The organism is Agromyces sp. Y182, assembly GCF_059445385.1.
In genome coordinates, this window is sequence record NZ_JCAIUF010000002.1 from 442,782 (window position 1) to 469,302 (window position 26,521).

26 protein-coding genes are annotated in these 26,521 nt (G+C 69.1%); 12 read left to right on the top strand and 14 right to left on the bottom strand.

The features are described 5' to 3' along the window. The first annotated feature begins 1 nt into the window (after position 1). The gene (locus tag AC1C2R_RS16635) at positions 2–3,451 is read left to right on the top strand and encodes an error-prone DNA polymerase (protein WP_495380672.1); all 3,450 of its coding nucleotides are present in this window, start codon (positions 2–4) and stop codon (positions 3,449–3,451) included. A gap of 9 nt (positions 3,452–3,460) precedes the next feature. Beyond that, positions 3,461–4,339 carry a DUF3097 domain-containing protein gene (locus AC1C2R_RS16640; RefSeq protein WP_495353983.1) on the top strand — a complete coding sequence of 293 codons (879 nt, stop codon included), beginning with the start codon at positions 3,461–3,463 and terminating at the stop codon, positions 4,337–4,339. Positions 4,340–4,371: 32 nt separating this feature from the next. On the opposite strand, the gene AC1C2R_RS16645 is transcribed toward AC1C2R_RS16640, so the two are convergent. From AC1C2R_RS16645 to AC1C2R_RS16655, 3 genes are all read right to left on the bottom strand, one after another. After that, positions 4,372–5,127 (bottom strand): SDR family oxidoreductase, encoded by a 756-nt coding sequence (locus AC1C2R_RS16645; RefSeq protein WP_495380673.1) that lies wholly within the window; start codon positions 5,125–5,127, stop codon positions 4,372–4,374. Between the two features lie 7 nt (positions 5,128–5,134). Continuing rightward, positions 5,135–6,229 carry a VIT1/CCC1 transporter family protein gene (locus AC1C2R_RS16650; RefSeq protein ID WP_495380674.1) on the bottom strand — a complete coding sequence of 365 codons (1,095 nt, stop codon included), beginning with the start codon at positions 6,227–6,229 and terminating at the stop codon, positions 5,135–5,137. Positions 6,230–6,450: 221 nt separating this feature from the next. Beyond that, the gene (locus AC1C2R_RS16655; RefSeq protein WP_495353980.1) at positions 6,451–6,927 is read right to left on the bottom strand and encodes an Lrp/AsnC family transcriptional regulator; all 477 of its coding nucleotides are present in this window, start codon (positions 6,925–6,927) and stop codon (positions 6,451–6,453) included. A gap of 108 nt (positions 6,928–7,035) precedes the next feature. Between AC1C2R_RS16655 and AC1C2R_RS16660 the strand changes: the two genes are divergently transcribed. Further along, positions 7,036–8,283, top strand: a complete 1,248-nt coding sequence (locus tag AC1C2R_RS16660; protein ID WP_495380675.1) for a trans-sulfuration enzyme family protein — start codon at positions 7,036–7,038, stop codon at positions 8,281–8,283. Positions 8,284–8,303: 20 nt separating this feature from the next. Here the strand turns inward: AC1C2R_RS16660 and AC1C2R_RS16665 are convergent, their stop codons facing one another. Then, positions 8,304–9,683, bottom strand: a complete 1,380-nt coding sequence (locus AC1C2R_RS16665) for an MFS transporter (RefSeq protein ID WP_495380676.1) — start codon at positions 9,681–9,683, stop codon at positions 8,304–8,306. Between the two features lie 45 nt (positions 9,684–9,728). After that, positions 9,729–11,525, bottom strand: coding sequence for a DEAD/DEAH box helicase (locus tag AC1C2R_RS16670; protein WP_495380677.1), 1,797 nt, complete (start codon positions 11,523–11,525; stop codon positions 9,729–9,731). A 71-nt stretch (positions 11,526–11,596) separates the two neighbouring features. Between AC1C2R_RS16670 and AC1C2R_RS16675 the strand changes: the two genes are divergently transcribed. Beyond that, positions 11,597–12,382 carry an SGNH/GDSL hydrolase family protein gene (locus AC1C2R_RS16675; protein ID WP_495353976.1) on the top strand — a complete coding sequence of 262 codons (786 nt, stop codon included), beginning with the start codon at positions 11,597–11,599 and terminating at the stop codon, positions 12,380–12,382. Between the two features lie 29 nt (positions 12,383–12,411). Here AC1C2R_RS16675 and AC1C2R_RS16680 read toward each other — a convergent pair whose 3' ends face one another. Beyond that, positions 12,412–13,662 (bottom strand): D-alanyl-D-alanine carboxypeptidase family protein, encoded by a 1,251-nt coding sequence (locus tag AC1C2R_RS16680; RefSeq protein WP_495380678.1) that lies wholly within the window; start codon positions 13,660–13,662, stop codon positions 12,412–12,414. Next, the gene (locus AC1C2R_RS16685; RefSeq protein ID WP_495380679.1) at positions 13,655–14,476 is read right to left on the bottom strand and encodes a TrmH family RNA methyltransferase; all 822 of its coding nucleotides are present in this window, start codon (positions 14,474–14,476) and stop codon (positions 13,655–13,657) included. Before AC1C2R_RS16685 ends, AC1C2R_RS16680 begins: the two co-directional genes overlap by 8 nt. A gap of 153 nt (positions 14,477–14,629) precedes the next feature. On the opposite strand from AC1C2R_RS16685, the gene AC1C2R_RS16690 reads away from it, so the two are divergent. Together AC1C2R_RS16690 and AC1C2R_RS16695 are read left to right on the top strand one after the other, a co-directional pair. After that, positions 14,630–15,412 carry an NAD-dependent protein deacetylase gene (locus AC1C2R_RS16690; protein WP_495354420.1) on the top strand — a complete coding sequence of 261 codons (783 nt, stop codon included), beginning with the start codon at positions 14,630–14,632 and terminating at the stop codon, positions 15,410–15,412. Positions 15,413–15,443: 31 nt separating this feature from the next. Then, positions 15,444–16,073: a histidine phosphatase family protein gene (locus AC1C2R_RS16695; RefSeq protein WP_495380680.1), complete on the top strand. Its 630-nt coding sequence runs from the start codon at positions 15,444–15,446 to the stop codon at positions 16,071–16,073. A gap of 82 nt (positions 16,074–16,155) precedes the next feature. Here the strand turns inward: AC1C2R_RS16695 and AC1C2R_RS16700 are convergent, their stop codons facing one another. Further along, positions 16,156–17,256 carry a glycosyltransferase family 4 protein gene (locus tag AC1C2R_RS16700; protein ID WP_495353972.1) on the bottom strand — a complete coding sequence of 367 codons (1,101 nt, stop codon included), beginning with the start codon at positions 17,254–17,256 and terminating at the stop codon, positions 16,156–16,158. Further along, positions 17,253–18,146, bottom strand: a complete 894-nt coding sequence (locus tag AC1C2R_RS16705; RefSeq protein WP_495380681.1) for an alpha/beta fold hydrolase — start codon at positions 18,144–18,146, stop codon at positions 17,253–17,255. Before AC1C2R_RS16705 ends, AC1C2R_RS16700 begins: the two co-directional genes overlap by 4 nt. 126 nt (positions 18,147–18,272) lie before the next feature. Here AC1C2R_RS16705 and AC1C2R_RS16710 point away from each other — a divergent pair, with 126 nt between their 5' ends. Further along, on the top strand, positions 18,273–18,971 hold the full coding sequence (locus tag AC1C2R_RS16710; RefSeq protein ID WP_495353970.1) for an exonuclease domain-containing protein: 699 nt from the start codon (positions 18,273–18,275) through the stop codon (positions 18,969–18,971). Here AC1C2R_RS16710 and AC1C2R_RS16715 read toward each other — a convergent pair. From AC1C2R_RS16715 to glgA, 4 genes are all read right to left on the bottom strand, one after another. Further along, a complete protein-coding gene (locus AC1C2R_RS16715; RefSeq protein ID WP_495380682.1) occupies positions 18,948–19,559 on the bottom strand; it encodes a GNAT family N-acetyltransferase in 612 nt (203 codons plus the stop codon). The two genes, AC1C2R_RS16710 and AC1C2R_RS16715, sit on opposite strands and share 24 nt — an antisense overlap. 90 nt (positions 19,560–19,649) lie before the next feature. Further along, positions 19,650–19,898, bottom strand: coding sequence for a type B 50S ribosomal protein L31 (locus AC1C2R_RS16720; RefSeq protein ID WP_022892088.1), 249 nt, complete (start codon positions 19,896–19,898; stop codon positions 19,650–19,652). 111 nt (positions 19,899–20,009) lie between these two features. Continuing rightward, complete coding sequence (locus AC1C2R_RS16725; RefSeq protein ID WP_495353968.1) at positions 20,010–20,795, bottom strand: ABC transporter ATP-binding protein; 786 nt, start codon at positions 20,793–20,795, stop codon at positions 20,010–20,012. Between the two features lie 78 nt (positions 20,796–20,873). Then, positions 20,874–22,061, bottom strand: a complete 1,188-nt coding sequence (gene glgA, locus AC1C2R_RS16730; protein ID WP_495380683.1) for a glycogen synthase — start codon at positions 22,059–22,061, stop codon at positions 20,874–20,876. An 80-nt stretch (positions 22,062–22,141) separates the two neighbouring features. On the opposite strand from glgA, the gene AC1C2R_RS16735 reads away from it, so the two are divergent. The 5 genes from AC1C2R_RS16735 (at position 22,142) to crcB (ending at position 25,495) form a co-directional block, all read left to right on the top strand. Then, positions 22,142–23,389: a glucose-1-phosphate adenylyltransferase gene (locus AC1C2R_RS16735; RefSeq protein WP_495353966.1), complete on the top strand. Its 1,248-nt coding sequence runs from the start codon at positions 22,142–22,144 to the stop codon at positions 23,387–23,389. Then, complete coding sequence (gene serB, locus AC1C2R_RS16740; RefSeq protein ID WP_495380684.1) at positions 23,386–24,069, top strand: phosphoserine phosphatase SerB; 684 nt, start codon at positions 23,386–23,388, stop codon at positions 24,067–24,069. Before AC1C2R_RS16735 ends, serB begins: the two co-directional genes overlap by 4 nt. Before the next feature lie 84 nt (positions 24,070–24,153). After that, positions 24,154–24,672, top strand: a complete 519-nt coding sequence (locus tag AC1C2R_RS16745; RefSeq protein ID WP_495353964.1) for a universal stress protein — start codon at positions 24,154–24,156, stop codon at positions 24,670–24,672. Next, positions 24,672–25,121, top strand: a complete 450-nt coding sequence (locus tag AC1C2R_RS16750; RefSeq protein WP_495380685.1) for a fluoride efflux transporter FluC — start codon at positions 24,672–24,674, stop codon at positions 25,119–25,121. Before AC1C2R_RS16745 ends, AC1C2R_RS16750 begins: the two co-directional genes overlap by 1 nt. After that, positions 25,118–25,495 carry a fluoride efflux transporter CrcB gene (crcB, locus tag AC1C2R_RS16755; RefSeq protein WP_495353962.1) on the top strand — a complete coding sequence of 126 codons (378 nt, stop codon included), beginning with the start codon at positions 25,118–25,120 and terminating at the stop codon, positions 25,493–25,495. The genes AC1C2R_RS16750 and crcB overlap by 4 nt, the downstream gene beginning before the upstream one ends. A gap of 39 nt (positions 25,496–25,534) precedes the next feature. On the opposite strand, the gene AC1C2R_RS16760 is transcribed toward crcB, so the two are convergent. Then, positions 25,535–26,467: an urea transporter gene (locus AC1C2R_RS16760; RefSeq protein WP_495353961.1), complete on the bottom strand. Its 933-nt coding sequence runs from the start codon at positions 26,465–26,467 to the stop codon at positions 25,535–25,537. Positions 26,468–26,521: the final 54 nt, after the last annotated feature.

Below are 26,521 nucleotides of genomic sequence, written 5' to 3' on the forward strand. Positions count from 1 at the left end.
GATGGGGTGGAACAACCCGGGCATCCCGTGGTCGGAGCTCGAGCGCAAGCTCTCCGATGCGCGTCGGCCGGGTGCGCCCAAGCTCATCGTCGACGGCGGCGACAGTCCGGCGTGGAGCCGCAAGCGGCATCCGTATCGCCCTGCAACCGACCTCGAGGCGCCGACCGGGCCGGTCGTGCCCTACGCCGAGCTGCACGCGCACTCGAACTTCAGCTTCCTCGACGGCGCCTCATCACCCGAGCAGTTGGTCGAAGAGGCGCAACGGCTGGGCCTCACGGGGCTCGCCATCACCGACCACGACGGCTTCTACGGCATCGTGCACTTCGCCGAGGCCGCCGAGAGCTTCCCCGAGCTGCAGACGGTCTTCGGCGCCGAGCTCTCGCTCGGCCTGCAGGGCCCGCAGAACGGCTTCGCCGACCCCGAAGGCGAACATCTGCTCGTGCTCGCCAGACGCGAAGCCGGCTATCACCGCCTCGCCGGCGCGATCACCGCCGGTCAGCTCGCCGGCGGCGAGAAGGGGCGACCGGTGTACTCCCTCGAAGAGCTCGCCGAACGGGCGGCCGGTGAGTGGATCGTGCCGACCGGATGCCGCAAGGGCGCGGTGCGTCGTGCACTCGCCGAGGGCGGGGCGGATGCCGCGGCGCGCGAGCTCGATCGCCTCACCGCGCTCTTCGGCCGTGAGAACGTCGTGGTCGAGCTCTTCGACCACGGGCATCCGTTCGATCAGCAGTCCAACGACGCCCTCGCCGGACTCGCCGAGCGGGCAGGCCTGCCGCTCCTCGCGACGAACGCCGTGCACTACGCGACTCCGCCCGAGCATCGCCTCGCTGCGGCCCTCGCGGCGGTGCGGGCGCGCCGTAGCCTCGACGAACTCGACGGGTGGTTGCCTGCATCCGACCAGCTGCACCTGCGCAGCGGCGCCGAGATGGCCGAGCGGTTCGCCCGATACCCCGGCGCGGTCGCCCGTTCGGTGACGCTCGCCGAAGAGCTCGGATTCACCCTGCGCAGCGCCCGCCCGAAGCTGCCGAAGCAAGAGGTGCCGGCAGGACACACGCCGATGAGCTGGTTGCGGGTGCTCGTCTGGCAGGGTGCAGAGCAGCTCTATCCCGGTGTGCCGGCTCACGTACGCGATCGGCTCGAGCGCGAGCTCGACGTCATCGAGCTGAAAGACTTCTCCGGCTACTTCCTCATCGTGCACGACATCGTCGCCGAGGCGCGGCGACGCGGCATCCTCTGCCAGGGGCGCGGTTCGGCGGCGAACTCGGCGGTCTGCTACGCGCTGCGCATCACCGCGGTCGACTCGATCGGCTACGACCTGCCGTTCGAGCGCTTCCTCTCCGCGCTCCGCGATGAGGAGCCCGACATCGACGTCGACTTCGACTCCGACCGGCGCGAAGAGATCATCCAGTACGTCTACGACAAGTACGGCAGGCAGAATGCCGCGCAGGTCGCGAACGTCATCAGCTATCGGCCGAAGGTCGCGGTGCGCGACATGGCGAAGGCGCTCGGCTACTCCACCGGCCAGCAAGATGCGTGGTCGCGACAGGTCGAACGCTGGGGCGCGGTGGTCGAGACCGACGACCACGACATCCCAGACGCCGTCGTCGAGCTCGCAGGCCAGGTGCTCACCTTTCCGCGCCACCTCGGCATCCACTCGGGCGGCATGGTGCTGACCGACCGCCCAGTCGGCGAGGTGGTGCCGATCGAGCACGCCCGCAAAGAGAACCGCACCGTGGTGCAGTGGGACAAAGACGACTGCGCATGGATGGGCCTCGTGAAGTTCGACCTGCTCGGCCTCGGCATGCTCGCCGCCCTGCAGTACACCTTCGACCTCGTGCGGGAGTCGACGGGTGAGGTGTGGGAACTCTCGACCCTGCCGAAAGAAGAGGAGGCGGTCTACGACATGCTCTGCCGCGCCGACTCGATCGGGGTGTTCCAGGTCGAGAGCCGGGCGCAGATGGGCACGCTCCCCCGGCTCAAGCCACGCTGCTTCTACGACCTCGTCGTCGAGATCGCGCTCATCCGTCCGGGGCCCGTGCAGGGCGGCGCGGTGCATCCGTACATCCGACGCCGCACGGGTGAAGAGGCGGTGAGCTACCTGCATCCGAAACTCGAGCCGGTGCTCGAGCGCACGCTGGGGGTTCCCCTCTTCCAGGAGCAGCTCATGCAGATGGCGGTCGCGGTCGGCAACTGCGACGCCGCCGACGCCGACCAGTTGCGGCGTGCCATGGGCTCGAAGCGCGGGGTCGAGAAGATCGAGCGGTTGAAAGCGAAGCTCTACGCGGGCATGGCTGAGAACGGCATCGAAGACGAGGTCGCCGACTCGATCTACGCGAAGATCGAGGCTTTTGCGAACTTCGGCTTCGCCGAGAGCCACGCCCTGAGCTTCGGACTGCTCGTCTATGCGAGCTCGTGGCTGAAGCTGCACTATCCGGCCGCGTTCCTCGCCGCGCTCCTGCGCGCGCAGCCCATGGGCTTCTACTCGCCGCAGACGCTCACCGCCGATGCGCGGCGCCACGGCGTCGAGATGCTGCGCCCCGATATCCTGCGGTCGGGGGTGCACGCGGGGCTCGAGACGAGCGAACCGCTCGCTGAGCCTGTCGAAACGGGTTCCCTTCGACCGGCTCAGGGAACGCAGCATCCGACCGGCCTCGATGCGTGCGCGAACCCGGTGCAGCCGCCCATCGGCAAGGATTTCGACCGCACCGCACCCGACCGCGGGGCTGAGCACCGTCGTGACGGGTCGTTCGCCGTGCGTCTCGGTCTCGCCGACGTCTCCTCCATCGGCAAGGCCGTCGCCGAGCGCATCATCGCCGAACGCGAGGCCCGCGGCCCGTACCGCGACATGGCCGACGTCTCCCGTCGCGCAGCGCTCGACGCCACCCAACTCGAGGCGCTCGCCGCTGCCGGCGCTTTCGACGGGTTCGGGCTCGAGCGACGCGAAGCCCTCTGGCTTGCGGGCGAGGCCGCCGCCGACCGCGAGGAGTACCTCGCGGGCTCCGTCGTCGTCGTGCAACCACCGCTGCTGCCGATGCTGAGCCCGGCCGAGCAGGTCGTCTACGACCTCTGGGCCACGGGCATCTCCCCTGACGACCATCCGATCCGGTACGTGCGCGAACGGCTCGACGAGCGCGGGGCCATCCGCATCGACCGCTTGCAGCAGGCTGAAACGGGCCGCCGCATCGAGGTGGGCGGGGTGGTCACGCATCGGCAGCGACCGGCGACGGCGAGCGGCATCACCTTCCTCAACCTCGAAGACGAGTCCGGCACGCTGAATGTGATCGCCGGCGTCGGGGTGTGGAACCGCTACCGGCGCATCGCCCGCGAGGCCCCCGCGATGATCGTGCGGGGCATGCTCGAACGATCACGCGAGGGAGTCACCAATCTCATCGCCGATCGATTCGAGCCGCTCACCGTGTCGGCGCCGCACCGATCGCGCGACTTCCGTTAGCCTCGACCGGTGCCCGCGACACCCTCTGATGCCTCCAGCCATGATCCGCTCGACCGTTACGGAGCCGACGTGCTCGCCGGCGATTGGAAGGCTCGCGGCCGTCGCACCATCCCCGAGGTCGAGGCCGAACGCGATCTTGTCGTCGAGCTCGCCGAGAACGGCTTCTGCGGTGCGGTGACCGGTGTTGCGAAGGGTGTCGTGACACTCGAGGATCGTTTCGGCGGCAAGCGGATGTTCCCGCTCGGTCACGGCTTCCTCGTCGACGGCGAGGCCGTGCAACTCGTCGCACCGAAGGCGAAGGCTCCCGCAGGGCGGCTTCGGACGGCGTCGGGGTCGTTCGCGGCACCGTCGGCGCCCGCCCGGGTCGCACTGCCGAGTCGCATATTCGTCGAGGGCCGCCACGACGCCGAGCTCGTCGAGAAGGTCTGGGGCGCTGACCTGCGCATCGAGGGCGTCGTCGTCGAATACCTCCAAGGCGTCGATGTGCTCGGCGACGTGCTCGCCGAGTTCACGCCGGGCCCCGGCCGCAAGGCGGGCGTGCTCGTCGACCACCTCGTGCCCGGCTCCAAGGAGCAGCGCATCGCCGACGCCGTCATGCGCGGCCCGCACGCGGCGAACGTGCTCGTCGTCGGGCACCCGTTCATCGACATCTGGCAGGGCGTGAAGCCCGCGCGCCTCGGCAAGACGGCCTGGCCGGTGATTCCGCGAGGCACAGAGTGGAAGCACGGCGTGTGCGATGCGTTCGGCTGGCCGCACGCCGAACAGGCCGACATCGCCCGCGCCTGGCAGCACATCCTCGGTCGCGTGCGCGGCTACGGCGACCTCGAACCCGCCCTGCTCGGCCGCGTCGAGGAACTCATCGACTTCGTGACCGCGCCGGCCGGATGATGCTGCCGTAAGAACGCATCAATCACGGCGCATCAGATCGAGAAGCCGCCGTCGCTCTTGATCAGCTGACCCGAGACCCATCGCCCCTCGTCTGAGATGAGGAAGCGCACCAGTCGTGCGGCATCATCGGGCGTGCCGAGACGCCCGCTCGGCTGCGCTGCGATCAGCGCCGTGCGGGTCGCGTCGTCCATCCAACCCGTGTCGACGGGCCCCGGATTCACGAGGTTCGCCGTGATGCCGAGCGGCGCCAGTTCACGGGCGGCCGCGATGACGATGCGGTCGAGGGCCCCCTTGCTCGCGCCATACGGCAGATTGCCGACGACGTGATCACTGGTGAGGGCGACGACCCGGCCGCCGCCATCGACCGGCACCTGCGCGGCGAAGGCCTGGAGCAGCAGCCACGATGCCCGGGTGTTCACGGCGAAGTGACGGTCGAAGCTCTCGAGCGAGGTGTCGAGGAGGCCGGAATCCACGCCTTCTGCGTGCGAGAGCACGAGCGCACCGATCGGTCCGAGCTCGGCAGACGCTTGGGACACGAGTCGGCCGGGCACCTCAGGATCGGCGAGGTCGGCGTCGATGCCGAGCGCACGCACGCCGATCGCGCGAAGCTCGGCCTCGAGCGCCGCAGGGTCCCGGTCGGGATCGCCGCCCAGCGACATCCGCCGGTCGTAGTCGCCCAAGTAGCTGAATACGATGTCCCAGCCGTCGGCGGCGAGTGAGGTGGCGATCGCCCAGGCGATGCCGTTGCTGCGGCCGGCACCGGTGATCAGGGCAGTACGTCGTGACATGGAGCTCCTAGGCGATGGTGGTCCCGAACGCGAGTCCGAGCACGTAGGTGATGGCCGCCGCGCCGAGTCCGATGGCGAGCTGGCGAAGCGCCCGCTTCAGCGGCGACGCCCCGGAGAGGAGGCCGACGATGGCCCCGGTCGCGAGCAGCGCGATGCTCACGAGCACCGTCGCCGTGATGATCGCCGGAAGCCCGCTCAGACCGAAGAGGTAGGGCAGCACCGGAATCAGTGCGCCGGATGCGAAGAAGCAGAAACTCGAGATCGCGGCAGAGAGCCCGGTGCCGACGGCCTCGTCGTCGTGCTCGACGACGCTCAATGCATCGGTCGGGGTCTGCGCCTGCTCGGCCGCGTGCACGCGGGCAACGACGAGCGCGGCGTGCTCGACCGCGGCCCGCTCCTCCATGCCGCGCGCCCGGTAGACGAGCGCGAGCTCGTTGGCGTCGATATCGAGGTCGGGCAGGGCGTCCCGCGCAGAGGGGTCGGGGGCGGATGCCTCGAGCAGTTCGCGCTGCGACCGCACCGAGACGTACTCTCCTGCGCCCATCGACAGTGCACCTGCGAGCAGCCCGGCGACGCCAGTGAAGAGCACCACCGACACGGGCACTCCCGTGGCGCCGATTCCGAGCACGAGTGCGAGGTTCGAGACGAGGCCGTCGTTGGCGCCGAAGACGGCGGCACGGAAAGTGCCGGCGAGGCGGCGGCGCCCTCGGGCGGCGAGCCCGCGCACGACCTCGCCGTGGATGCGTTCGTCGGCGGCCATAGCGGCGGTGGCATCGGGGTCGCTCGCATACGGCGACCGCGCTTCGGCACGCTGAGCGAGCGCGAGCACGAAGATCGACCCGAATCGTCTCGCGAGCGCGCCGAGCAGGCGCGTGCGCACGTCGGCGCGAGGCGCGCCGTGGTCGTCGCCGCCGAGCAGCTCGAGCCAATGCGCCTCGTGGCGCCCCTCCGCGGCGGCCAGCGCGAGCAGGATCTCACGTTCTTCACCGTCACGTCGTGCCGCGAGCTCCCGGTAGACGGCGGCCTCTGCGCGCTCGTCGGCGAGGTATCGCCGCCATCGGGTGCGGTCGGTCGAGGCTCCGCTCGACTGGTCGTTGCTCATCATGCTCCCATTTCACGGCGGGGCTTTCACGGCGGGGCTTTCACGGCGGGGCGCCGGCAGCCGTGGCCGTGCTCGCTCCGCGCCATCGCTTGCCGGCCGCTCGCACGGCCAAAGTCACGATATCGGCCGGTGCCCGCGGGAACGCGCGGTTCGCTCGGATTGGCAGGATTTCGGAACGCCGAACCGGCGGGCGGGAGGGCACCCGGCAACGACGGCGGGCCTCAGCTGACGAGCCGGTTCCAGCCGTCGCCGTCGACGTGTTCGAAGATCAGGTTCGTCTCGGTGTGGGCGACGGCCGGATGCCCCGTGAGGTACGCGAGCACGAATTCGCGCAGTTCTTCGGCGTCGCGCGCGGCGACGTGGAGCAAATAGTCTTCCGCACCCGCCATATGGAAGACGCCGAGCACACCGGGCAAGTGGGGCACGGCCTGACGGAAGGCATCGATCTCACTGCGATCGTGCTTCACGAGACGAATGGCGATGAGCGCCTGAAGCGAGACGCCGAGCGAGGCGAGATCGACGTCGACACGGTAGCCGCGCACGGTGCCGAGACTCTGCAGGCGCCGCAACCGGAGCGATACCGTGGACTCGGCGACCCCGACCTCGGCGGCGAGGGCGGCACCCGAGGCACGAGCGTTCGTCGAGAGCGCCTGCAGCAGTGCGCGATCGACCCGGTCGAGTTCTGGTTTCTGCGCCATGAGTCGGCTCCTTGAGTCTGGAATGCAGAAGATTCGAGATTTCGAGCATATCGCATCGATGCTTCATGCCGGGTTGCCGAATGTCACAGATTCTGCTTGGTTCGACCCATGCAGACATCGTCGTCGCATCTCGAGACCCGCGCCGTCCACGGCGGCATGGCGGGCGTTCGAGAGAGCGGATCCCATGTGCCCGTGATCGACTTCTCGACCACCAACCCGCTCGATTCCGTCGAGACCGGCGGTGCATCGTACGAAGAGCTCGCGACCGGCCACGACCTCGGCGAAGGCCGTTCCGCGGTCTACCAACGTCTCTGGCAGCCGGGCGTCGCGCGCTTCGAGGAGTCGCTCGCCGGGCTCGAGGGCACCGAAGGCGCCGTCGCCTTCGCGAGTGGCATGGCCGCGCTCGCAGCGACGCTGATCGCCACGGCTTCGGCCGGCCGGCCGCACGTCGTCGCGGTCCGGCCGCTCTACGGCGGCACCGACCATGTGCTCGCGAGCGGCCTGCTCGGCACCGAGGTCACATGGGCGGATGCCGCGGGCATCAGCGCAGCCGTCCGGCATGAGACCGGGCTCGTGGTCGTCGAGACACCTGCGAACCCCACGCTCGAACTCGTCGACATCCGCGCCGTCTCGGATGCCGCGGGGGACGTGCCGGTGCTCGTCGACAACACCTTCGCAACCCCCGTGCTGCAGCGCCCGGTCGAACACGGTGCGACGCTCGTGCTGCACAGCGCCACGAAGTACCTCGGCGGACACGGCGACGTGATGGGCGGCGTCGTGGCGGGCGACCGCGCCTGGGTCGAGCGCCTGCGGCAGGTGCGGGCACTCACCGGTGGCCTGCTGCATCCGATGGCCGCATACCTCTTGCACCGCGGACTCCGCACGCTCCCCCTGCGCGTGCGCGCGCAACAGGAGACGGCCGCCGTGCTCGCCGAGCGGTTGCTCGCGCATCCGGCGGTCGCCGGGGTGCACTACCCGGGCCTGCCCGGCCAGGACGCTGCCGGGCTCCTCGGCACGCAGCTCCGAGGGCCTGGGTCGATCATCGCCGTCGAACTCGTCGGCGGCTACGACGCTGCAGCACGGTTCACGGAATCGTGCGAGCTCATCACGCACGCCGTGTCGCTCGGCGGCGTCGACTCGCTCGTACAGCACCCGGCTTCGCTCACGCACCGACCGGTCGCCGGTGAGGCGAAGCCCGGCGCGGGCATCGTGCGCCTGTCGATCGGGCTCGAGCACGTCGACGACCTCACGAGCGACCTCATGGCCGCGCTCGACCGCGCGGCCGAACTGGGCGGTCTCCATGGAGTCGTCGGCGCGCGCGGCGCTTCCGAGCGAGCGGATGTCCCGATACGCTGACGCCGTCGCCGGCGACGAGCTCAGTCGTGGACGCCCTCGGACGCTGACGCGACCGACGCCGGTTCCGAGTTGCGGATCCCGATCCACGACACGATGCCACCGACGACGAGAAACACGGCCGTCGCGATCGCGACGCGGTGATAGCCGTCGACGTCGAGCTGCGTGCCGACGATGACACCGATCGAGGCGATCGCGACGAGCCCCGCGATGCGTGCCACTGCGTTGTTCACCGCCGAGCCGATGCCGGCCCTCGCCGGGTCGACCGCGCCGAGGATCGCCGCGGTCAACGGCGCGACGGTCATCGCCATACCGAGACCCGTGACCACGATGCCGGGCAGGAACTGCGTCCAGTACTCGACATCCGGCGCCACCATGAGCGTCAACAGGTACCCGACTGCGACCGTGATCGGGCCGAGCGTCATGAAGATCCGCGGCCCGAAGCGCGACGAGAGTCCGCCGAACCACGATCCGAGGAAGACGATCATGATCGTCGGCGGCAGGGTCGCGAGCCCGGCCAGCGTCGCGGAGAAGCCGGCGTACTCCTGCAGGAAGATCGTGATCGCGAACGGTCCGAGCGAGAACGCGGCGTAGATGAAGAGCGTGGCGAGGTTGCCCGCCGCGAAGTTGCGCGCGCGGAAGAGGCTGAGTGGCAGCATCGGCTGCGGCGCCCGATGTTCCCACCACACGAACACCACGAGCGCGACGAGGCCGACGACGAGCGGAATGTAGACCACCGGCGACGACCAACCGAACCGGCCCTGCTCGATGAGCGCGAAGACCGTACCGCCGAGGCCGACGACGCCGAGCGCCGCCCCGAGCCAGTCGATGCGCTCCTTCGCGGGGTTCGGCGCATCTCGACCGAGCGCGTGCATGAACACGAGGGAGAAGGCGATCGGCAGCAGGTTGATCCAGAACACGAGCCGCCACGAGACGAGGTCGACGAGCACTCCGCCCAAGAGCGGCCCGATGAGGAAGGCGACGGTGGTCCACGCGGTCCAGCGCCCGATCGCCTTGCCCTGCGCCGCAGCCGGGAAGGTCGCGATGATGAGCGCGAGCGAACTCGGCACGAGAAGCGCCCCGGCTGCGCCCTGCAGAGCCCTGGCGATGACGAAGACGAGACCGTCGGGCGAGACCGCGCAGAGCACCGAGGTGGCGGCGAAGCCGTAGAGGCCGATGCGGATGATGCGCAATCGCCCGAAGGAGTCCGACAGTGAACCGGCGAGCAGGATCAGCGAACCGAGGGTCAGGAGGTATGCATCGACCGCCCACTGCTGCAGCGCGAGACCGCCGCCGAGCTCCGCTTCGATCGCCGGCAAGGCGACGTTGATGACTGCGCCGTCGAGGAACGCGATGAATGAGACGACGATGGCGACGACAAGTACTCGCGAGCGACGTTCCATAGGGGTCATGCTAGACCCGCCACGGATGCCGCGAGCCCGCGAGGCTCAGCGGCTGCCGAGCCGTTTGCGGAGGAACTCGATGCGCGCCTGCAGCTGCGTGACCGTCGCCTGCGCGACCGCGGGGCCACCGCAGACACGGCGCAGCTCGGCGTGCACCTGGGAGTGCGCTTCGCCCGTGTGACGGGCCCAGAGCCCGACGAGGCTGTTGAGCAGAGAACGTTGCTCTTTCAGCGTGCGGTAGAGGGCGACCGGCTCGGGATTCTCGTCGGCGACCACCTGCTTGCGCCGCTCCCCCACGCGCCGCGCCTGCCGTGCCTGACGATGCCGGAGCAACTCGGAGACCTGCTCGGGCTCGAGGATGCCGGGGAGCCCGATGAAGTCGAATTCCTCGTCGCTGCCGGGCTCGGCGAGGGTGCCGAACTCGGTGCCGTCGTAGAGCACCCGGTCGAACGAGGCATCCGACCCGATTGCCTCCCACGTGCCGAGGCCGGCCTCTTCGGAGGCGCGCTCTTCGCGGTTGGCCGACTCGAGCAGGCTGTCGTCGAGGCCGTCATCGTCGTTCTCGCCGCTGCGCCGGTCGAGCGCGTGGTCGCGCTCGAGTTCGAGCTGCGCGGCCAGCGCCATGAGACCGGGCACGTTCGGCAGGAAGACCGATGCCGTCTCGCCGCGCCGCCGGGCTCGCACGAAGCGCCCGATCGCCTGGGCGAAGAAGAGCGGCGTCGAGGCGCTCGTGGCGTAGACGCCGACCGCCAGACGCGGCACGTCGACGCCCTCGGAGACCATGCGCACCGCGACCATCCAGCGGCTCGTGCTCTCAGAGAACTCTTCGATGCGCGCGCTCGCCTCCTTCTCGTCGGAGAGCACGACCGTGACCTTCTCGCCGCTGATCTGCTCGAGGATCTGCGCGTACGCCCGCGCGACCGTCTGGTCGGTGGCGATGACGAGCCCGCCGGCGTCGGGGATGCCGTGTCGTACCTCGGTCAGGCGCCGATCGGCCGCCGCGAGCACCGCGGGGATCCACTCGCCGCTCGGCTCGAGCGCGGTGCGCCACGCCGAAGAGGTGATGTCTTTCGTGTTGTCTTCGCCGAGCTTCGCCTCCATCTCGTCGCCGGCCTTCGTGCGCCAGCGCATATGGCCCGCGTAGACCATGAAGAGCACCGGGCGCACGACGCCGTCGGCGAGGGCGCGGCCGTAGCCGTAGTTGTAGTCGGACTTCGAGAGCCGCACGCCCTGCGCGTCGGGCTCGTACTGCACGAACGGAATGGGCGCCGTATCCGATCGGAAGGGCGTGCCCGTGAGCGAGAGTCGCTTCGTCGCCTGCTCGAACGCCTCGCGGATCGCGTCGCCCCACGAGAGGGCGTCGCCGCCGTGATGCACCTCGTCGAGGATCACGAGCGACTTGCCCGAGAGGGTCAGCTCACGGTGCAGTGCCGGCCGCATCGCGACCTGCGCATACGTGACGGCGACGCCGTGATAGTGCCGGGCGCTGCGGCCGTGGGCGTTGCGAAAGCCGGGGTCGAGCCGGATGCCGGCGCGCGCCGCGGCATCCGCCCACTGGCGTTTCAGGTGGTCGGTCGGCGCGACCACCGTGATGCGGTCAATGATGCGGCGCGAGCGCAACTCGGCCGCGATTCGGAGTGCGAACGTCGTCTTGCCGGCACCGGGAGTGGCAGCCGCGAGGAAGTCGCGGGGCAACTCGGCGAGGTACTGCTCGAGTGCTTCGGCCTGCCATGCACGAAGCTTCGAGGCCGTGCCCCACGCTGCACGTTCGGGGAATGAGGGTGAGAGGTGCTCGGCGGCTGACGTGCCCGGTTGGGGGCCGAAAGGGATCGCGGTGCTCACTGAATCCGAGCGTAGCGGAGGGGGCCGACATCCTCGAACCGAGCACGTGCAGGGACGTGCAGAATGGAGGCATGGTCACCCAGCAGCATCCATGGTCGCGCTACGTCGCCCTCGGCGACTCCTTCACCGAGGGCATCGGTGATCCCGAGCCGACTGTGCCCGGCGGCCACCGCGGCTGGGCCGATCGCGTTGCCGAGGTGCTCTCCCAAGGCACGGAAGACTTCGCCTACGCGAACCTCGCGGTGCGCGGCAAGCTGATCCAGCAGATCATCGACGAGCAGCTCGAACCGGCCCTCGCGCTGCGCCCCGACCTCATCACCATCTCGGCGGGCGGCAATGACGTGCTCCGGCCGCGCACCGACCCCGATGAGATCGCGTCGCGCTTCGAGTACGCGATCGAGCGACTCTCCCGTGATCATGCGACGATCGTGATCTTCACGGGCGTCGATGTCGGCTTCTCACCCGTGTTCCGCGGCATCCGCGGCAAGGTCGCGATCTACAACGAGAACCTCCGCGCCATCGCGCAGAAGTACGACTGCATCGTCGCCGACCAGTGGGCGTTGACTGCGATCCAGGACCAGCGCATGTGGGCGCCCGACCGCCTGCACCTGAACTCGCTCGGGCATCACACCGTCGCACGCATGGTGCTCGACGCCCTGAACGTCGAGAACTCCCTCGAGCCGCTGAAGCCCGAGCCGCTGCCGTCGAGCAGGTGGCGACAGGCTCGCGTCGAAGACCTCTCGTGGGCGCGCGAGTACCTCGTGCCATGGGTGCTGCGCCGGGTGCGCCACCAGTCGTCGGGCGATCTCATCAGCGCCAAGCGGCCGGATGCCGGGCCGTATTCGCTGCCCGACTGACCCGCGGCCACCGACGGCTCACGCGAGCTTCAGTCGAGCCCGCCCGGATTGGCGAGCCGCCACCACGTGCCTGGATCGACGATCGCGGCGTCGAGCACGAGCGGCACGGTGATCTCTTGAGACCCGGCGCGCACGACGGCGGTGCCGACCTGGTCGCCGCGAGACGCGAGCCCGACGGGGTCGGCCCGCACCTCGACATCGACCGGCGTATCGCTCCAGACGACGACGGATGCCCCGTCGGCGGCGCGTGCCCGCGCCGAGTCGCCCCACGGCGTCGTGTACTCGGCGAGCACCGTGTTCGCCTCGAGCGCCGCGACCTCGTGGAAGCCCGGCGCGATGGAGTCGAGCAGCGTCGCGATGGCCTCGTCGAGCACGGCATGCGACTCCCCGCCGAGCAGCACGCCGACCACGGTCACACTCGACGAACCCACGGCGTAGTCGGCCGTGAAGAGCAGGTTCGCCGCGTCATCCGTCGAGCCGGTCTTCATGCCGTCGATGCCGTGCGTGCCGAGCAACTTGTTCGAGTTCGTTAGAACACCGATCTCGGGGATCTCGACGCTCTTCGACGCGACGATGGCCGCGATCGTCGGGTCTTGGAGTGCGATCTCGCCGAGCGCGACCATGTCCGCCGCGGTGCCGACGTTGTCGTCAGAGATGCCGCTGGAGTCGACGACGTGCGTGTTCGCCAGCCCGTGGGCGGTCAGCCAGGCATTGGCCTTCTCGACGAGCGCCTGCTCGGAGCCGAAGGCCCAGTTCGAGAGCGAGATGCCGTAGTTGTTGCCCGACGGGATCAGGAGCGCCTCGAGGCTCTCCTTGAGGCTCAAGGTCGCGCCTGCCTCGACGGGAGCGACCGACCCGTTCTGGGCGACCATGTCCCAGTAGATGTCGACGTCGGCTTCGGTGTACTCGATGTCGGGGCCGCTCTCGCCGGCCGGGATCGGATGCGCCTCGAGCAAAACGAGGGCCGTGATGACCTTCGTGATGCTCGCCATCGCCATCGGCGTCGCCTCGTTTCCAGAGGCGACGAGACCGTCGAACCCGACGGCCCCGACGGCGTAGCCGCCGAAGCCCGGCAGTGCGAGCGGTTGCGCGGCCGCTGCGACGGGCTCGGGGTCGGTGATCTGCGGCGCGGCGGCCGGCACCGCCGCGCCGAGCGTGTTGGTCGTGTAGACCCCGCCTGTCGTGACGAGCGCGATCACGATCGCGAGCGCGCTGACGACGACGACGCGTCGTCGCCGGTACACGTGGGCGTTCGCCTGGCGGGCTTCGATCTCAGTCATCGGCAGACTCCTCGTTGAGCGCGACAGCGTAGAGCACGACTGCAGCAGCGGCAGCCACGTTCAGGGAATCGACGCCGTGCCGCATCGGAATCGTCACGACTCGGTCGGCGGCCTCGAGCGCCGTCCGGCTGAGTCCGTCGCCCTCGGCGCCGAACACGAGGGCCAGCCGCTCGGGCGGATCTGCCGCGAGCTCGCGGAGCGAGACCGCACCGTCGGCGAGGGCGAGGGCAGCGATCGTGAAGTCGTGAGCGCGCAGCATCCGTGACGCCTCAGGCCACTCGGGCAGCCGGGTCCACGGCACCTGGAACACCGTGCCCATGCTCACCCGCACGCTGCGACGGTAGAGCGGGTCGGCACATCGAGGGCTCACGAGTACCGCGTCGGCACCGAGCGCCGCGACGCTGCGGAAGATGGCGCCGACGTTCGTGTGATCGACGATGTCTTCCAGCACCACGACACGGCGGGCGCTCGCGAGGAGCTCTGCCGGGTCGGCGAGCACCGGGCGCTCGAACGCCGCCAAAGCGCCGCGGTGCACGCGATAGCCCGTGATCGCCTCCAGCTGGTCGGGGTCGGCGAGGTGCACGGGGATGTCGAACGGCGCGAGCACCGGCTCGAGCCCGGCGAGCCATTTCTCTTCCATGAGCACCGAGCGCGGCCGATGACCGGCACTGATCGCACGGCGGATGACCTTGGCCGACTCGGCGATGTAGAGACCCTGCTCGGGCTCGCTGGCGCTGCGCAGCACGACGTCGGTGAGCCGCGCGTAATCGGCCACCGCATCGGATGCCGCGTCGCGGACTCGTTCGATGTGCATGGGTCTCCTCCCCTCCAGCCTGCCAGTGCCGGAAACAATCCGGAAAACGGACACGTCTAGAATCAGAGCACCGTCGAAGGGAGACGTGCAGTGAGCACTGGCATCGAGACTCCGGTCGCAGCCGAAGCGCGACTCGTCGAAGCGATCGAGCTCATGCGCGGTGCGCGTGTCGCGGTGCTCACCGGCGCCGGCGTCAGCACCGATTCGGGCATCCCCGACTATCGCGGCGAGGGCGCGCCCGTGCGCACACCGATGACCGTGCAGACGTTCCTCGCCTCCGAGACCGCCCGCAAACGTTACTGGGCCGGCAGCCACCTCGGCTGGCGCAGCTTCGGCAACGCGCGACCGAACCGCGGCCACCTCGCGCTCGCCGAACTCGAGGCGAGCGGCGTCGTCAGCGGCGTGATCACGCAGAACGTCGACGGCCTGCACCGGCGCGCGGGCAACCGGCACGTCATCGAACTGCACGGCAGCATGGATCGCGTGCTCTGCCTCACCTGTGGCCAGCACTACGCCCGCCAGGCGATCGCCGATCGGCTCGAAGCCCTCAACCCCGACATCGACCTCGAAACCGCGATTCGACCCGCGCCCGACGGCGATGTCGAGGTCGACGACGTCGACGCGATGGTGATCCCGTCGTGCACGGTGTGCGGCGGCATCCTGAAGCCCGACGTCGTGTTCTTCGGCGAGTTCGTTCCGGCCGCCACCTTCCAGGCGGCCGCAGCGCTCGTGCAGGGCGCCGACGTGCTGCTCGTCGCCGGCTCCTCACTCGTCGTGAACTCGGGCATGCGACTCATCGAGCAGGCACGCCGTAAACGCCTGCCGATCATCGTCGTGAACCGCGGCATCACCAAGGGCGACAGCCGCGCCGTGGTGAAAATCGACGCGGGCGCGAGCGAGACCCTCGAAGCGTTCGCCGCAGCGCTCGATTCGTGACGTCGGCGGCCGTTCTGCAAGAGTTGTCGGCATGACGGATGCCGCGACCGACGCCACCAGTACCGCGCCGGTACTCACCGCCCCGGTGCTCATCGCTCTCGTACGCCACGGCGAGACCGATTGGAACCGGGACCGGCGCATCCAGGGCACGACCGACATCCCGTTGAACGACACCGGACGGAGTCAGGCGGCACAGACCGCGGCGCTGCTCGCCGATACCGGCTGGGACGCCGTGTACGGCACCCCGCTCTCGCGTGCATCGGAGACGGCCCAGATCATCGCTCGAACTCTCGAGCTGCCGGAGCCGCGTCTCGTCGCGGCGCTGGCCGAACGCGGCCACGGCGTGCTCGAGGGTCTCGACCACGCCGGCCGCGCCGCCGTCGAGGCGCAAGCAGCGACCATCGAAGGGCTCGAGCCGCGCTCGGCGGTGATCGAGCGTGCGACCGCTGCGCTGGCCGCCATCGCAGCCGCGCACCCCGGTGGCTCCGTCATCGTCGTCTCGCACGGCGGGGTCATCCACTCGCTCATGCTGCACCTGAGCGGCTGGAGCCTGCCGGGCGCGGGGTACACGATCGTGAACGGGTCGGTGCACCTCGTGCGATTCGAGGCGGGCGAGCTCGAGATCGTGCAGCCCGAGGCCCTCACCGGTACCGACGCGTAGCTGCAGGTAGACATTCGTGGTGCCGATGCCAGCTCACCCATTCGAGCCTCTCGGTGCTGATGGCGGGCCACGACCGGCGAGCTCAGCGGCGGGCGCGCCGACGACGTCGCCGCCCATTGCCGGTGACCGTGGCCCGCATCAGGGCGAGTAGGCGATCGGCCGAAGCCGCCCAGTTGTATCGTGCCGCGACGCCGACGGACAGCTCCGAGCGCCGTTCCCACTCCCCCGTACGCTCGAGCGACCACAGCGCCGCGACGAGCGACTCGGGGTTCTCGGGGTCGAAGTACACGGCCGCGTCGCCGCCGATCTCGCGGAAGATCGGGATGTCGCTGACGACCACGGGAGTGCCGAGCCTCATGGCCTCGACGAGCGGGATGCCGAAGCCCTCGGCCTTCGAGGCGTGCACGAGGGCGGTGGCGCCGGCGAGCAGTTCGGCGTACGCGGCATCCGTCGCACCGTCGTGGAAGACGAGCCGGGCCTGCGGTGCGAGGCGGGTGAGTCGGGTGCGCTCGGCTCGGCTGATGCGACTCACGAGGTGCAACTCGTGATCGGGCAGCGCCGCGACGGCGCGCACGAGGGTGTCGACGTTCTTATAGGGCATGTACGAGCCCATGTAGACGAGCCGGTGACCTTCTGGGCGCACACGCGGCAGCGAGGGCGCACCGAAGTCGTCGGCGGCGTTCGGCACGACGGTGACCGGTCGATCAGTGAGGTGGTGCTCGTGGATGAGCCCGGCGGTCGTCTCGGACACCGTGACGATGTGGTCGGCGCGGTTCAGCAAGAGGCGCTGCGGCCACCACGCGAGGTGGTAGAGCCGCCAGAGCAGGCGCACCGGGGCGGGGAGATCGCGCGGCGGCGTGCGGTTCTCGTAGTAGATGAGGTCGTGCAGGGTGAGCAGCAGCTTGTAGTCGCGCCCCCACGAGCCCATGGTCTGCATCGGCGTGAACACCACGTCGGGTCGCAGCTTCTTGACCTGCAACGCCACGAGCGGCTCACGGATGCTCGTGGGTGAACTCACGAGCTGCCACGGCAGCTCGGGCAGCATGTCGAGCTGGCGGTGATCGCTGACGAGCATGGTGAGTGGATGCCGCTTGCCCAGCTCGGTCACGATGCCCGCGGTGAATCGGCTGATGCCGTCGTGCTGACCGATGCGGGTGTAGCGGCAGTCGACGACGATTCTCACGCGCGCGCCTCCGCGCGGAGAAACCGCAGGATGCGGGACGCGGCATCGCCGGGCGTCTCGTAGTGGATGAGGTGGCCCACCTCGGGGATCACCTCGAGGCTCGCATCGGGAAAGAGCGTCACGAGCCGCTGCTGGGCCGAGAGCGGCGTGACATCGTCTCGCGCGGCGGCGACGAGCAGGGTCGGCGCGGCGATGTCGGCCGCGAACTGGCTGACGTCGTTGCCGACCGACGCACGGAAGGCTTCGAGCACGGCGTCGCGATCGCCGAACGCCGAGAAGTATCGGTCGTGCTGGTCGTGGATCCATCGCCGGAGCGACTTCGATCGCGTCTTGGCCATCGTGACGCTCATGATGCGCACGATGGCGCCGTTGCGCAGCAGCGCGAACCCCGCCCGCTCGGGCAGTGCCGCGGCCGTGCGGTAGTAGAGCACCGCCAGTCGGGTCATGACGCCGCGCGGCCCTTCGAGCGCCGGTGCGCCGATCGGGTTCACGAGCACGAGTCGCTCGGGTGCGAGCCCGCCTGCGACGGCCGCCGCAGACACGATCGAGCCGAACGAATGGCCGAGCAGTACGTAGGGCCCGGTGATGCCGATGGCGTCGATGAACGCGCCGAGCCAGTCGGTGTACGACGCGATGTCGTGCGGTCGAGCCGAGAACGTCGCCGACTCGCCGAATCCCGGAAGGTCGGGCGAGATGATGCGGAAGCCTGGAAGCTGGGCCACCACCGGTTCGAGGCCGTGATGGTCGCCGCGGAACCCGTGCACGAGCACGAGTACCGGGGCATGCGCTTCGCCGTACTCCCACCAGGCGGTCTCGGTGCCCTCGACGTCGACGCGGTGCGCCCGCACGGGGATGCGAGCGAGCTGCTCGGCGTACGGGGAGGTGATCATCGCTGCCATTCTATGGCGCGTCGCCTGCACGAGACTGAGTGCTGTGGAGAGCCGCGCCCGAACGGATGCCGCCGACACGCGTGCTCCCGGCGCGGCGATGACGGTGGCCGACCATAACCTGACGCCATGGATCTCACGGGAGCCCGCTGGGCTGACACACTCGCCGTTTTCGACCTCGAGACGACCGGCATCGACGTCGACACGTGCCGCATCGTCACGGCGCACGTCGGAGTACTCGGCGCCGATGGAGAAGTGCTCGAGCGACGTGAGTGGCTCGTCGATCCGGGCATCGAGATTCCCACTGCCGCATCGCTGATTCACGGAGTCAGCACCGAGCGTGCGCGACTCGAGGGGCAGTCTGCGCCGAGCGCGATCGCCGAGATCATCGAAGCGCTGACGGATGCCGCGGGGCGCGGGCTGCCGATCGTCGCCTACAACGCCGCGTACGATCTGACGACCCTCGAACGCGAGGCCGCCCGGTACGGCATCGCTCAACTGGCCGGCCCGGGAGCGGTCATCGACCCGCTCGTGATCGACAAGGCCGTCGACCGCTACCGGCGCGGCAAGCGCACGCTCTCGGCCGCTGCCGAGCACTACGGCGTGGTGCTCGAAGACGCCCACGACGCCGGTGCCGACGCCGTGGCTGCGGGCCGGGTGGCTCAGGCCATCGCTCGCGCATACCCCGAACTCGCCGCCGTGGCCGTCGCCGAACTGCACGCGCGCCAGGTCGACTGGAGTCGCGAGCAGGCCGAGAGCTACCAGCAGTGGCGCCGCAAGAACGGCGAGCCCGAGTTCACCACTTCAGGCGCGTGGCCGGTGCGCTGAGCCGTCGACCGACTGCGCCGCTTCGCGGAGCTGCGAATAGACGAACAGGTCGCGTCGCACCGAGCGGATCACGCGCCACGATCGCAATAGTCCCTCGCGCTCGAACCCGGCCGCCTCGGCTGTCTTCCACGAGCCGGTGTTCCAGGGCTCTACGAACAGTTCGAGGCGCTCGAGCGACGGCAGGCTCCACGCCCACGTGCTGAGCGCTTGCAGCGCCTCGGTCGCGTAGCCTCGACCGCGCGCTGACGGGGCGATCCAGTACCCGATGCTCGCCCGCCCCGGGTCTTCGCGAACGGGCCAGAGCCCGATCTGTCCGATGGCGCGCTCGACAGGGTCCGCGATCGCGAACGAGTACCCCGTGCCCGAGCCGAGACGTCGATGCTGGCGCGCGATGTACGCACGCGCACCGCGACGGTCGGCGTCTCGCGGAACGGAGGTCACGTCGGGGATCAGCGAGTCCCGCGAAGCCTCGCGCACCGTGTCGACGTCATCGTCGAGGAACGCGCGGAGCGCGACGCGTTCGCCGGCGATCGAGGGCAACTCGAGCGCTCGGGTCACGCCCGTGCGGATGCGTGAGGATGCCGGCATGCGGCGACGCTAACACGATGCCACGCGCTGCCGCCCGTGAGCAGACGAAGAGGCCCCGCCAGTGGGCGGAGCCTCTTTCGTCGGCAGGTGTTACTTGCCGAAGTTCTTGAAGCGCTGGTTGAACTTCTCGACGCGGCCGGCCGAGTCCATGATGCGCTGCTTGCCCGTGTAGAACGGGTGCGACTCCGACGAGATCTCGACGTCGATCACCGGGTAGGTGACACCGTCGAGCTCGATCGTCTTGTCGCTCGTCGTCGTCGAACGGGTGAGGAAGGTGGCGCCCGAAGCGAGGTCGCGGAAGACGATTGCGTTGTACTCGGGGTGGATGTCGGTCTTCATGGAGACTTCCTTGCTCTGCGTATGGTGGATTCGAAGCCTGCGCGCACGCAGGAAAGTGTTGCAGCCCATGGGCCAGCTACCGATTCTAGCAGAATCGATCGCGAAGGTCGGTCATACCGCGCGAGCTGCGTACCGGCCATCGGTCTCGACGAGCTCGATCTTCATGCCGAACGCCTCGGTGAGGTTGTCGGCCGTGAGTGCCTCGGCGAGCGGGCCAGCGGTCACGATGCCGCCCTTCTTGAGGAGGAGCGCGTGAGTGAAGCCGACGGGGATCTCTTCGACGTGGTGGGTCACCATGACGATCGCGGGTGACGCAGACGAAGCGGCGTAGCCACCGAGCAGCCCGACGAGCTCTTCGCGCGCCCCGAGGTCGAGGCTCGCGGCGGGCTCGTCGAGGAGCAGTAGTTCGGGGTCGGTCATGACGGAGCGTGCGATCTGCACTCGCTTCTGCTCGCCGTCGGAGAGGCTGCCGAATCGGCGTTCGGCGAAGCCGTCGAGGCCCCACTCGTTGAGCACTCGCTGGGCACGGCGGAGGTCGATCGACTCGTACTCCTCGTTCCAGCGGCCGGTGACCGAGTATGCGGCCGTCAGCACGACGTCGAGCACGGTCTCGTTGCGCGGGATCTTGCGGGCCATCGCGGTCGAGGCGAAGCCGATCATGGGTCGCAGTTCGAAGACGTCGACCTTGCCGAGCGACTCCTGCAGCACATCTGCTTTGCCCGACGTGGGGTGCATCGCCGCCGCGGCGATCTGCAGCAGCGTCGTCTTGCCTGCCCCATTGGGACCGAGGATGACCCACCGTTCGTCGGAGGCGACGCTCCAGTCGACCGAGTCGAGGATCGTGTTGCCATTGCGGACCACCGACACATCGTGGAACTGCAGAACCGTGCTCGCCATGCGTCCCATGCTATCGGCAGCGAGGAGGTCGCTCGGTGCAGGAGACGCGCCGTGCGAGCCGTGCGCGCCGCCCACGGCTCAGCGGGCGAGCACCCGCTCGTAGAGCTCGAGGGTACGCTCGGCTATCGCCGTCCAGCCGAAGTGCGTCTCGGCGCGCCGTCGGCCGGCCGCGCCCATTGCCGCGGCACGCGTGGGGTCGGCGACGACCGCGGTGAGCGCCGCCGCGAGGTCGGCGACGAATCGATCGGGATCGACGGGCGTTCCTGTCCCGTCGTCGAGCTGCTCGATCGGCACCAGCACGCCGGTGACGCCGTCGTCGACGACCTCGGGAATGCCGCCGGTCGCGGTGCCGACCACCGGCGCCCCGCAGGCCATCGCCTCGAGGTTCACGATGCCGAGCGGCTCGTAGATCGATGGGCAGACGAACGCCGTCGCAGCAGTGAGAAGGGCGGTGAGTTCGGTGCGCGGCAGGTGCCGGTCGATCCACACGACGCCGCCCCGTTCCGCGCGAAGGGCCTCGACCGACGATGTGACCTCGGCCATGATCTCTTCGGTGTCGGGAGCGCCGGCGCACAACACGAGTTGCACGTCGGCGGGCAGCAGGCGCGCGGCGCGAAGGAGGTACGGAAGCCCCTTCTGCCTGGTGATGCGCCCGACGAAGACGATCGACGGCCGGTCGGGGTCGACGCCGAGCGCGCGAACCGTGTCGGGATCGTCCCGCGGCGCCCAGTCGACGAGGTCGATGCCGTTGTAGACCACGTCGACTCGCTCGGGATCGACGGAGGGATAGGCACGAAGGATGTCGCGGCGCATGCCCTCGCTGACAGCGACGACCGCGTCGGCGTCTTCGAAGGCGGCGCGCTCGACCCACGATGAGAGCCGGTACCCGCCGCCGAGTTGTTCGGCCTTCCACGGCCGCAGCGGCTCGAGGCTGTGCGCGGTCACGACGTGTGGCACGCCGTGCAGTCGTTTCGCCGTGAACCCGGCGAAGTTCGCGTACCAGGTATGCGAATGCACGAGATCGGCACCGGCCGCATCGCCCGCCATGAGCAGGTCGACGCTCATCGTGCCGAGCGCCGGATTCGCAGCGGAGAACTCCGCCGGTGTCGGGTAGCCGGTCGTGCCCGGTTCAGTGCGCGGCGATCCGAAGCAGCGCACCTGCACGTCGATCGAACGGCGCAGGGCGCGCACGAGTTCGGCGACGTGCACACCGGCGCCCCCGTAGACCTCGGGCGGGTATTCGCGGGTGAGCAGGTCGACGCGCATGCAGCAAACGTAGCGCAGCGGCATCCGTCACGCCCCGACTTCGCTGCCCGTTCGCGCCCGCCGCTGGCTACAGTTGTGGCATGGCGACGCGCAAGGTATTCGGCATCGTCCTCGCCGGCGGCGAGGGCAAGCGACTCATGCCCCTCACGGAGGATCGCGCGAAGCCGGCGGTGCCGTTCGCCGGGCAGTACCGGCTGATCGACTTCGCCCTGTCGAATCTGCTGAACTCGGGCTTGCGGCAGATCGTCGTGCTCACCCAGTACAAGTCGCACAGTCTCGATCGCCACGTCTCGCAGACCTGGCGTCTGAGCGGGCTCCTGAACTCCTACGTCGCCTCGGTGCCGGCCCAGCAACGCCTCGGGAAGCGCTGGTTCTCGGGTTCGGCCGATGCCATCCTCCAGAGTCTCAACCTCATCTACGATGAGCGCCCCGACATCATCGTCGTCGTCGGTGCCGATCACGTCTACCGCATGGACTTCGACCAGATGATCGACGCGCACATCGAGTCCGGCGCGGCGGCAACGGTCGCCGCGATCCGTCAACCGATCTCACTCGCCGACCAGTTCGGCGTCATCGAGGTCGACCCATCGCACCCGACACGCATCCACCGGTTCCTCGAGAAGCCGAGTGACCCGGTCGGCCTCCCCGACTCGCCGCAAGAGGTGCTCGCCTCGATGGGCAACTACGTGTTCGACGCCGACGCTCTCATCGACGCGGTGCTCCGCGACGGGGAACGCACCGACTCCAGCCACGACATGGGCGGCGACATCATCCCGGCGTTCGTCTCGCAGGGTGCCGCCGGCGTCTACGATCTTCAGCGCAACGACGTGCCGGGCTCGACCGACCGCGATCGGTACTACTGGCGTGACGTCGGAACCATCGACTCCTTCTTCGAAGCCCACCAAGACCTCATTTCGGTGCTGCCCGTCTTCAACCTCTACAACCGCGAGTGGCCGATCTTCAGCCAGCAGCTCAATTCGCCGCCCGCCAAGTTCACGCGCGACGCCCGCGGCACGCTCGGCACCGTGATCGACTCGATCGTCTCGCTCGGTTCGGTGATCTCGGGCGCGCACGTCGAACGCAGCGTCATCGGGCCGTGGGCGATCGTCGGCTCGGGCGCGCACGTGGCCGACTCGATCCTCTTCGACCGGGCGCGCATCGACGCCGGCGCCACCGTGCAGCGTGCGATCCTCGATAAAGAGGTCGTCGTCGATGCGGGCGCCCGCATCGGCGTCGACCGCGCTGAAGACCTCGCCCGCGGCTTCATCGTGACCGACAGCGGCATCACCGTGGTCGGCAAGGGTTCCAGGGTTCGGGCCAGCGCGTGAGCGCCGGCACCACCGGCCGCGCGAGCGGCCCCCTCGTCGTGCTCGATGCGGATTCCACACTCATCCGCGAAGAGGCGATCGAGCTGCTCGCCGAAGCGGCCGGCAGCCTCGAGCACGTGGCCGCCGTGACCGAACGCGCCATGCGCGGTGAGCTCGACTTCGCCGAGAGTCTGCGCGAACGGGTCGCGACCCTCGCCGGGCTCGATGTCTCGGCGCTCGCCGCCGCACGCGAACGCATGACAGCCACGCCGGGCGCGTTGGAGCTCATCGAGGGCGTGCACGCTGCCGGCGGTCGCGTCGGTGTGGTCTCGGGCGGATTCCACGAGCTCCTCGACCCGCTGGCCGAGGAGCTCGGCTTGGACTTCTGCCGAGCGAATCGGCTCGAGATGGCTGACGGCCGCCTCACGGGCCGCGTCGACGGGCCGATCATCGACGCCGCAGCCAAGGCCTCGGCGCTCGAGGAGTGGGCTGCAGTGAGCGGCATCCCGTTGCGCCGAACCGTCGCGGTGGGCGACGGCGCGAACGACCTGCAGATGCTCGACCGCGCGGCTCTCGGTGTCGCGTTCTGCGCGAAGCAGATCGTTCGAGCCCAGGCGGATGTCGCGATCGACCGCCCCGACCTCTCGAACGTGCTCGCTCTGCTCGGCTTGCGGACGCGGTCCGGATCGACGCCCCGCTGAGTCGTTCATCGTCGTGACGGGCAGGTCACGGGTGCGGGCACCGGTCCATTGACCCCGCCGTTGCACCCGCGTAGCATCACGAACATGACGTTTCGGGGGGAAAGTCATCACTCGCATCCGGTCGTAGTCGGTGTGGCACCCGGCCAGCCTCCGGTCGTCGTTCTCCGCGCGGCGGCCTTCGCGAAGCGATTCGGCACCGAACTCGTGTGCGCCCACGTCAACCCGGCACGATTCGCCACTTCGGAAGCCGTCGACGGTTCAATCGCGAGTTCCTCGCTCGACCCCGACTACGCCGACGAACGCGAGACCGAGTTCGACGCGAAACTCGCAGCAGCGCTGAGTGAGATCCTCACTGATTCGGATGTCGCCTGGCGCCCGCTCGTGCTGGCCGGCGACGTCGCGCGTGCGCTCGGGCATCTGGGAGACACTCTCGACGCGTCGATGATCGTGGTCGGGAGTCATGAGCACTCGATCGGGGGAAGCATCCAGGAGTTCTTCAACCGTTCGATCGGCGTGCAGCTGGCGCATCAGCAGCTGCGCCCGGTCGTCATCATCCCCGCGCGAGCCCCCGACATCCCGTCACCGCTCCCGGGCAGCGACTGATGGCCCCCGCCCGGCCGCCGCACCTCAGGTGGGCGCCGATCGGTCTCGTCGTGCTGGGCGGAGCCTTCGGAGCCGCATCGCGCGAACTGCTCTCGCTCGCGATCCCGAATCTCGGCGACGTTCCGATCGCGATTCCCATCATCAACGTCGTTGGTGCCTTCCTCCTCGGGTATCTCTACTCCGGAGTGACCTTCCTCGGCTCCGCCAGTTCGACGGCGAAGAACCTCAAGCTCCTGCTCGGAACCGGATTCTGCGGCGGGTTCACCACCTACAGCTCGCTGGCGACCGACACTGTGGTCCTCATACATCACGGCTCAGTGGGGACATCGGTGCTCTACGCACTCGGCACCGTCGTCGTGGGCGGTTTCGCAACCTGGCTCGGCATCATCGCCGGTTCCGCGTACAGCTCGCGGAAGGCGCGTACGACGAAGGCGGAGGCCACCTCATGACCTTCTGGCTCCTCCTCCTGCTCGCCGTCGCCGGCGGAATCGGCGCTGGCGTGCGTTTCCTCGTCGACGGGGCGATCCGTTCGCACTTGCACACGGCGTTCCCATGGGCGACGACCATCATCAACGTGTCGGGATCCCTCGTGCTCGGCTTCATCACCGGACTCACGATGACGCACCTCCTGCCGACCGACCTCAGCGTCATCATCGGCACGGGCTTCCTCGGCGGCTACACGACGTTCAGCACGGCGAGCTACGAGACGGTTCAACTGATCAAGCAGCGACGGTATGCACAGTCGTTCATGAGCGGCGTTCTCATGCTCGTGTTCAGCGTCGCAGCCTCAGGCCTCGGGTTCTGGATCGGCCTCTCGATCTGAGTTCCCGACGGTCGCCGCTGAGCTCCTGACGTCGCCCGATCAGGTGCGTTTGGCCTGCGGAATGAACGCCGCGATGATCAAGAACACCCAGGTCGTGAGGATGTACGGCCACGTGTACGTCGGCCCCGACAGGTGATGCATGCCGAGGGTCACGAACGCGGTCACGATGGTGCCGATCACCGCGAGAATCCATGAGATGGTGCTCGACTGCAGGAACACCACCGCGAGTGCGATCGCGGTCAGCACGCCCGAGTAACCGGCGAGACCGTTCGCCGTCTCGGTGAGGGTCTCCCCCACCGCGAGCGCGCACAGGCTGCCGACGACGCTTCCCACGACTGCGGCGACTCCGACCTTCCAGCTTGCGATGAACAGGCCGATGAGGATCAGCGCGCCCGACCAGATGTTGTCGATCAGCACGACCTGCGACACGTTCGTCAAGAGCGAACGGAAGAACGCCTCGACGGCCGAGTCGGCTACGGTCAGCGGCGCTGAACTCACGTGCAGCGGAACCGTCGTGAGCAGGATGCCCGTCGCCACGATGCAGAACGGCGCGGTGGTCGACGGCAGCGCGAACCGCTGCATCGGCTTCAGTGCGAAGACCCAGACCACGAACCACGTCACGGGGGCGCAGATCAGCCCGCCCACGATCGCGATCGGATAGCTGGCCCACTGATCGCCCCCGAGCGCCGAGAAGGTCGCGGCTCCGACGAGTGCCCCGCAGAAGCCCTGCATGCCGGCGACGACATTATCGGGCTTCGCCCCGAGCCATCGACCGGCGAGCATGCTCGCCGCGCAGCCGAGTACCACGAGTATCGCCATGCGCCAGTCGGCGACCACGAACGCGGCGAGGATGAGCAACCCCGTCCAGATGTTCGCTTGGAAGTAGATCTGCGAGGGGCCATGGACGAATGCCAGCAGCCAGTTCTGGAACGACCCGACGTGCGTCGGTGCCGACGCCGATGCCGTGGTCATGGTCGTGGCCCTTCGCTGCGGAACCGCCGTACAGGAGATGAACGCTGAATCTTC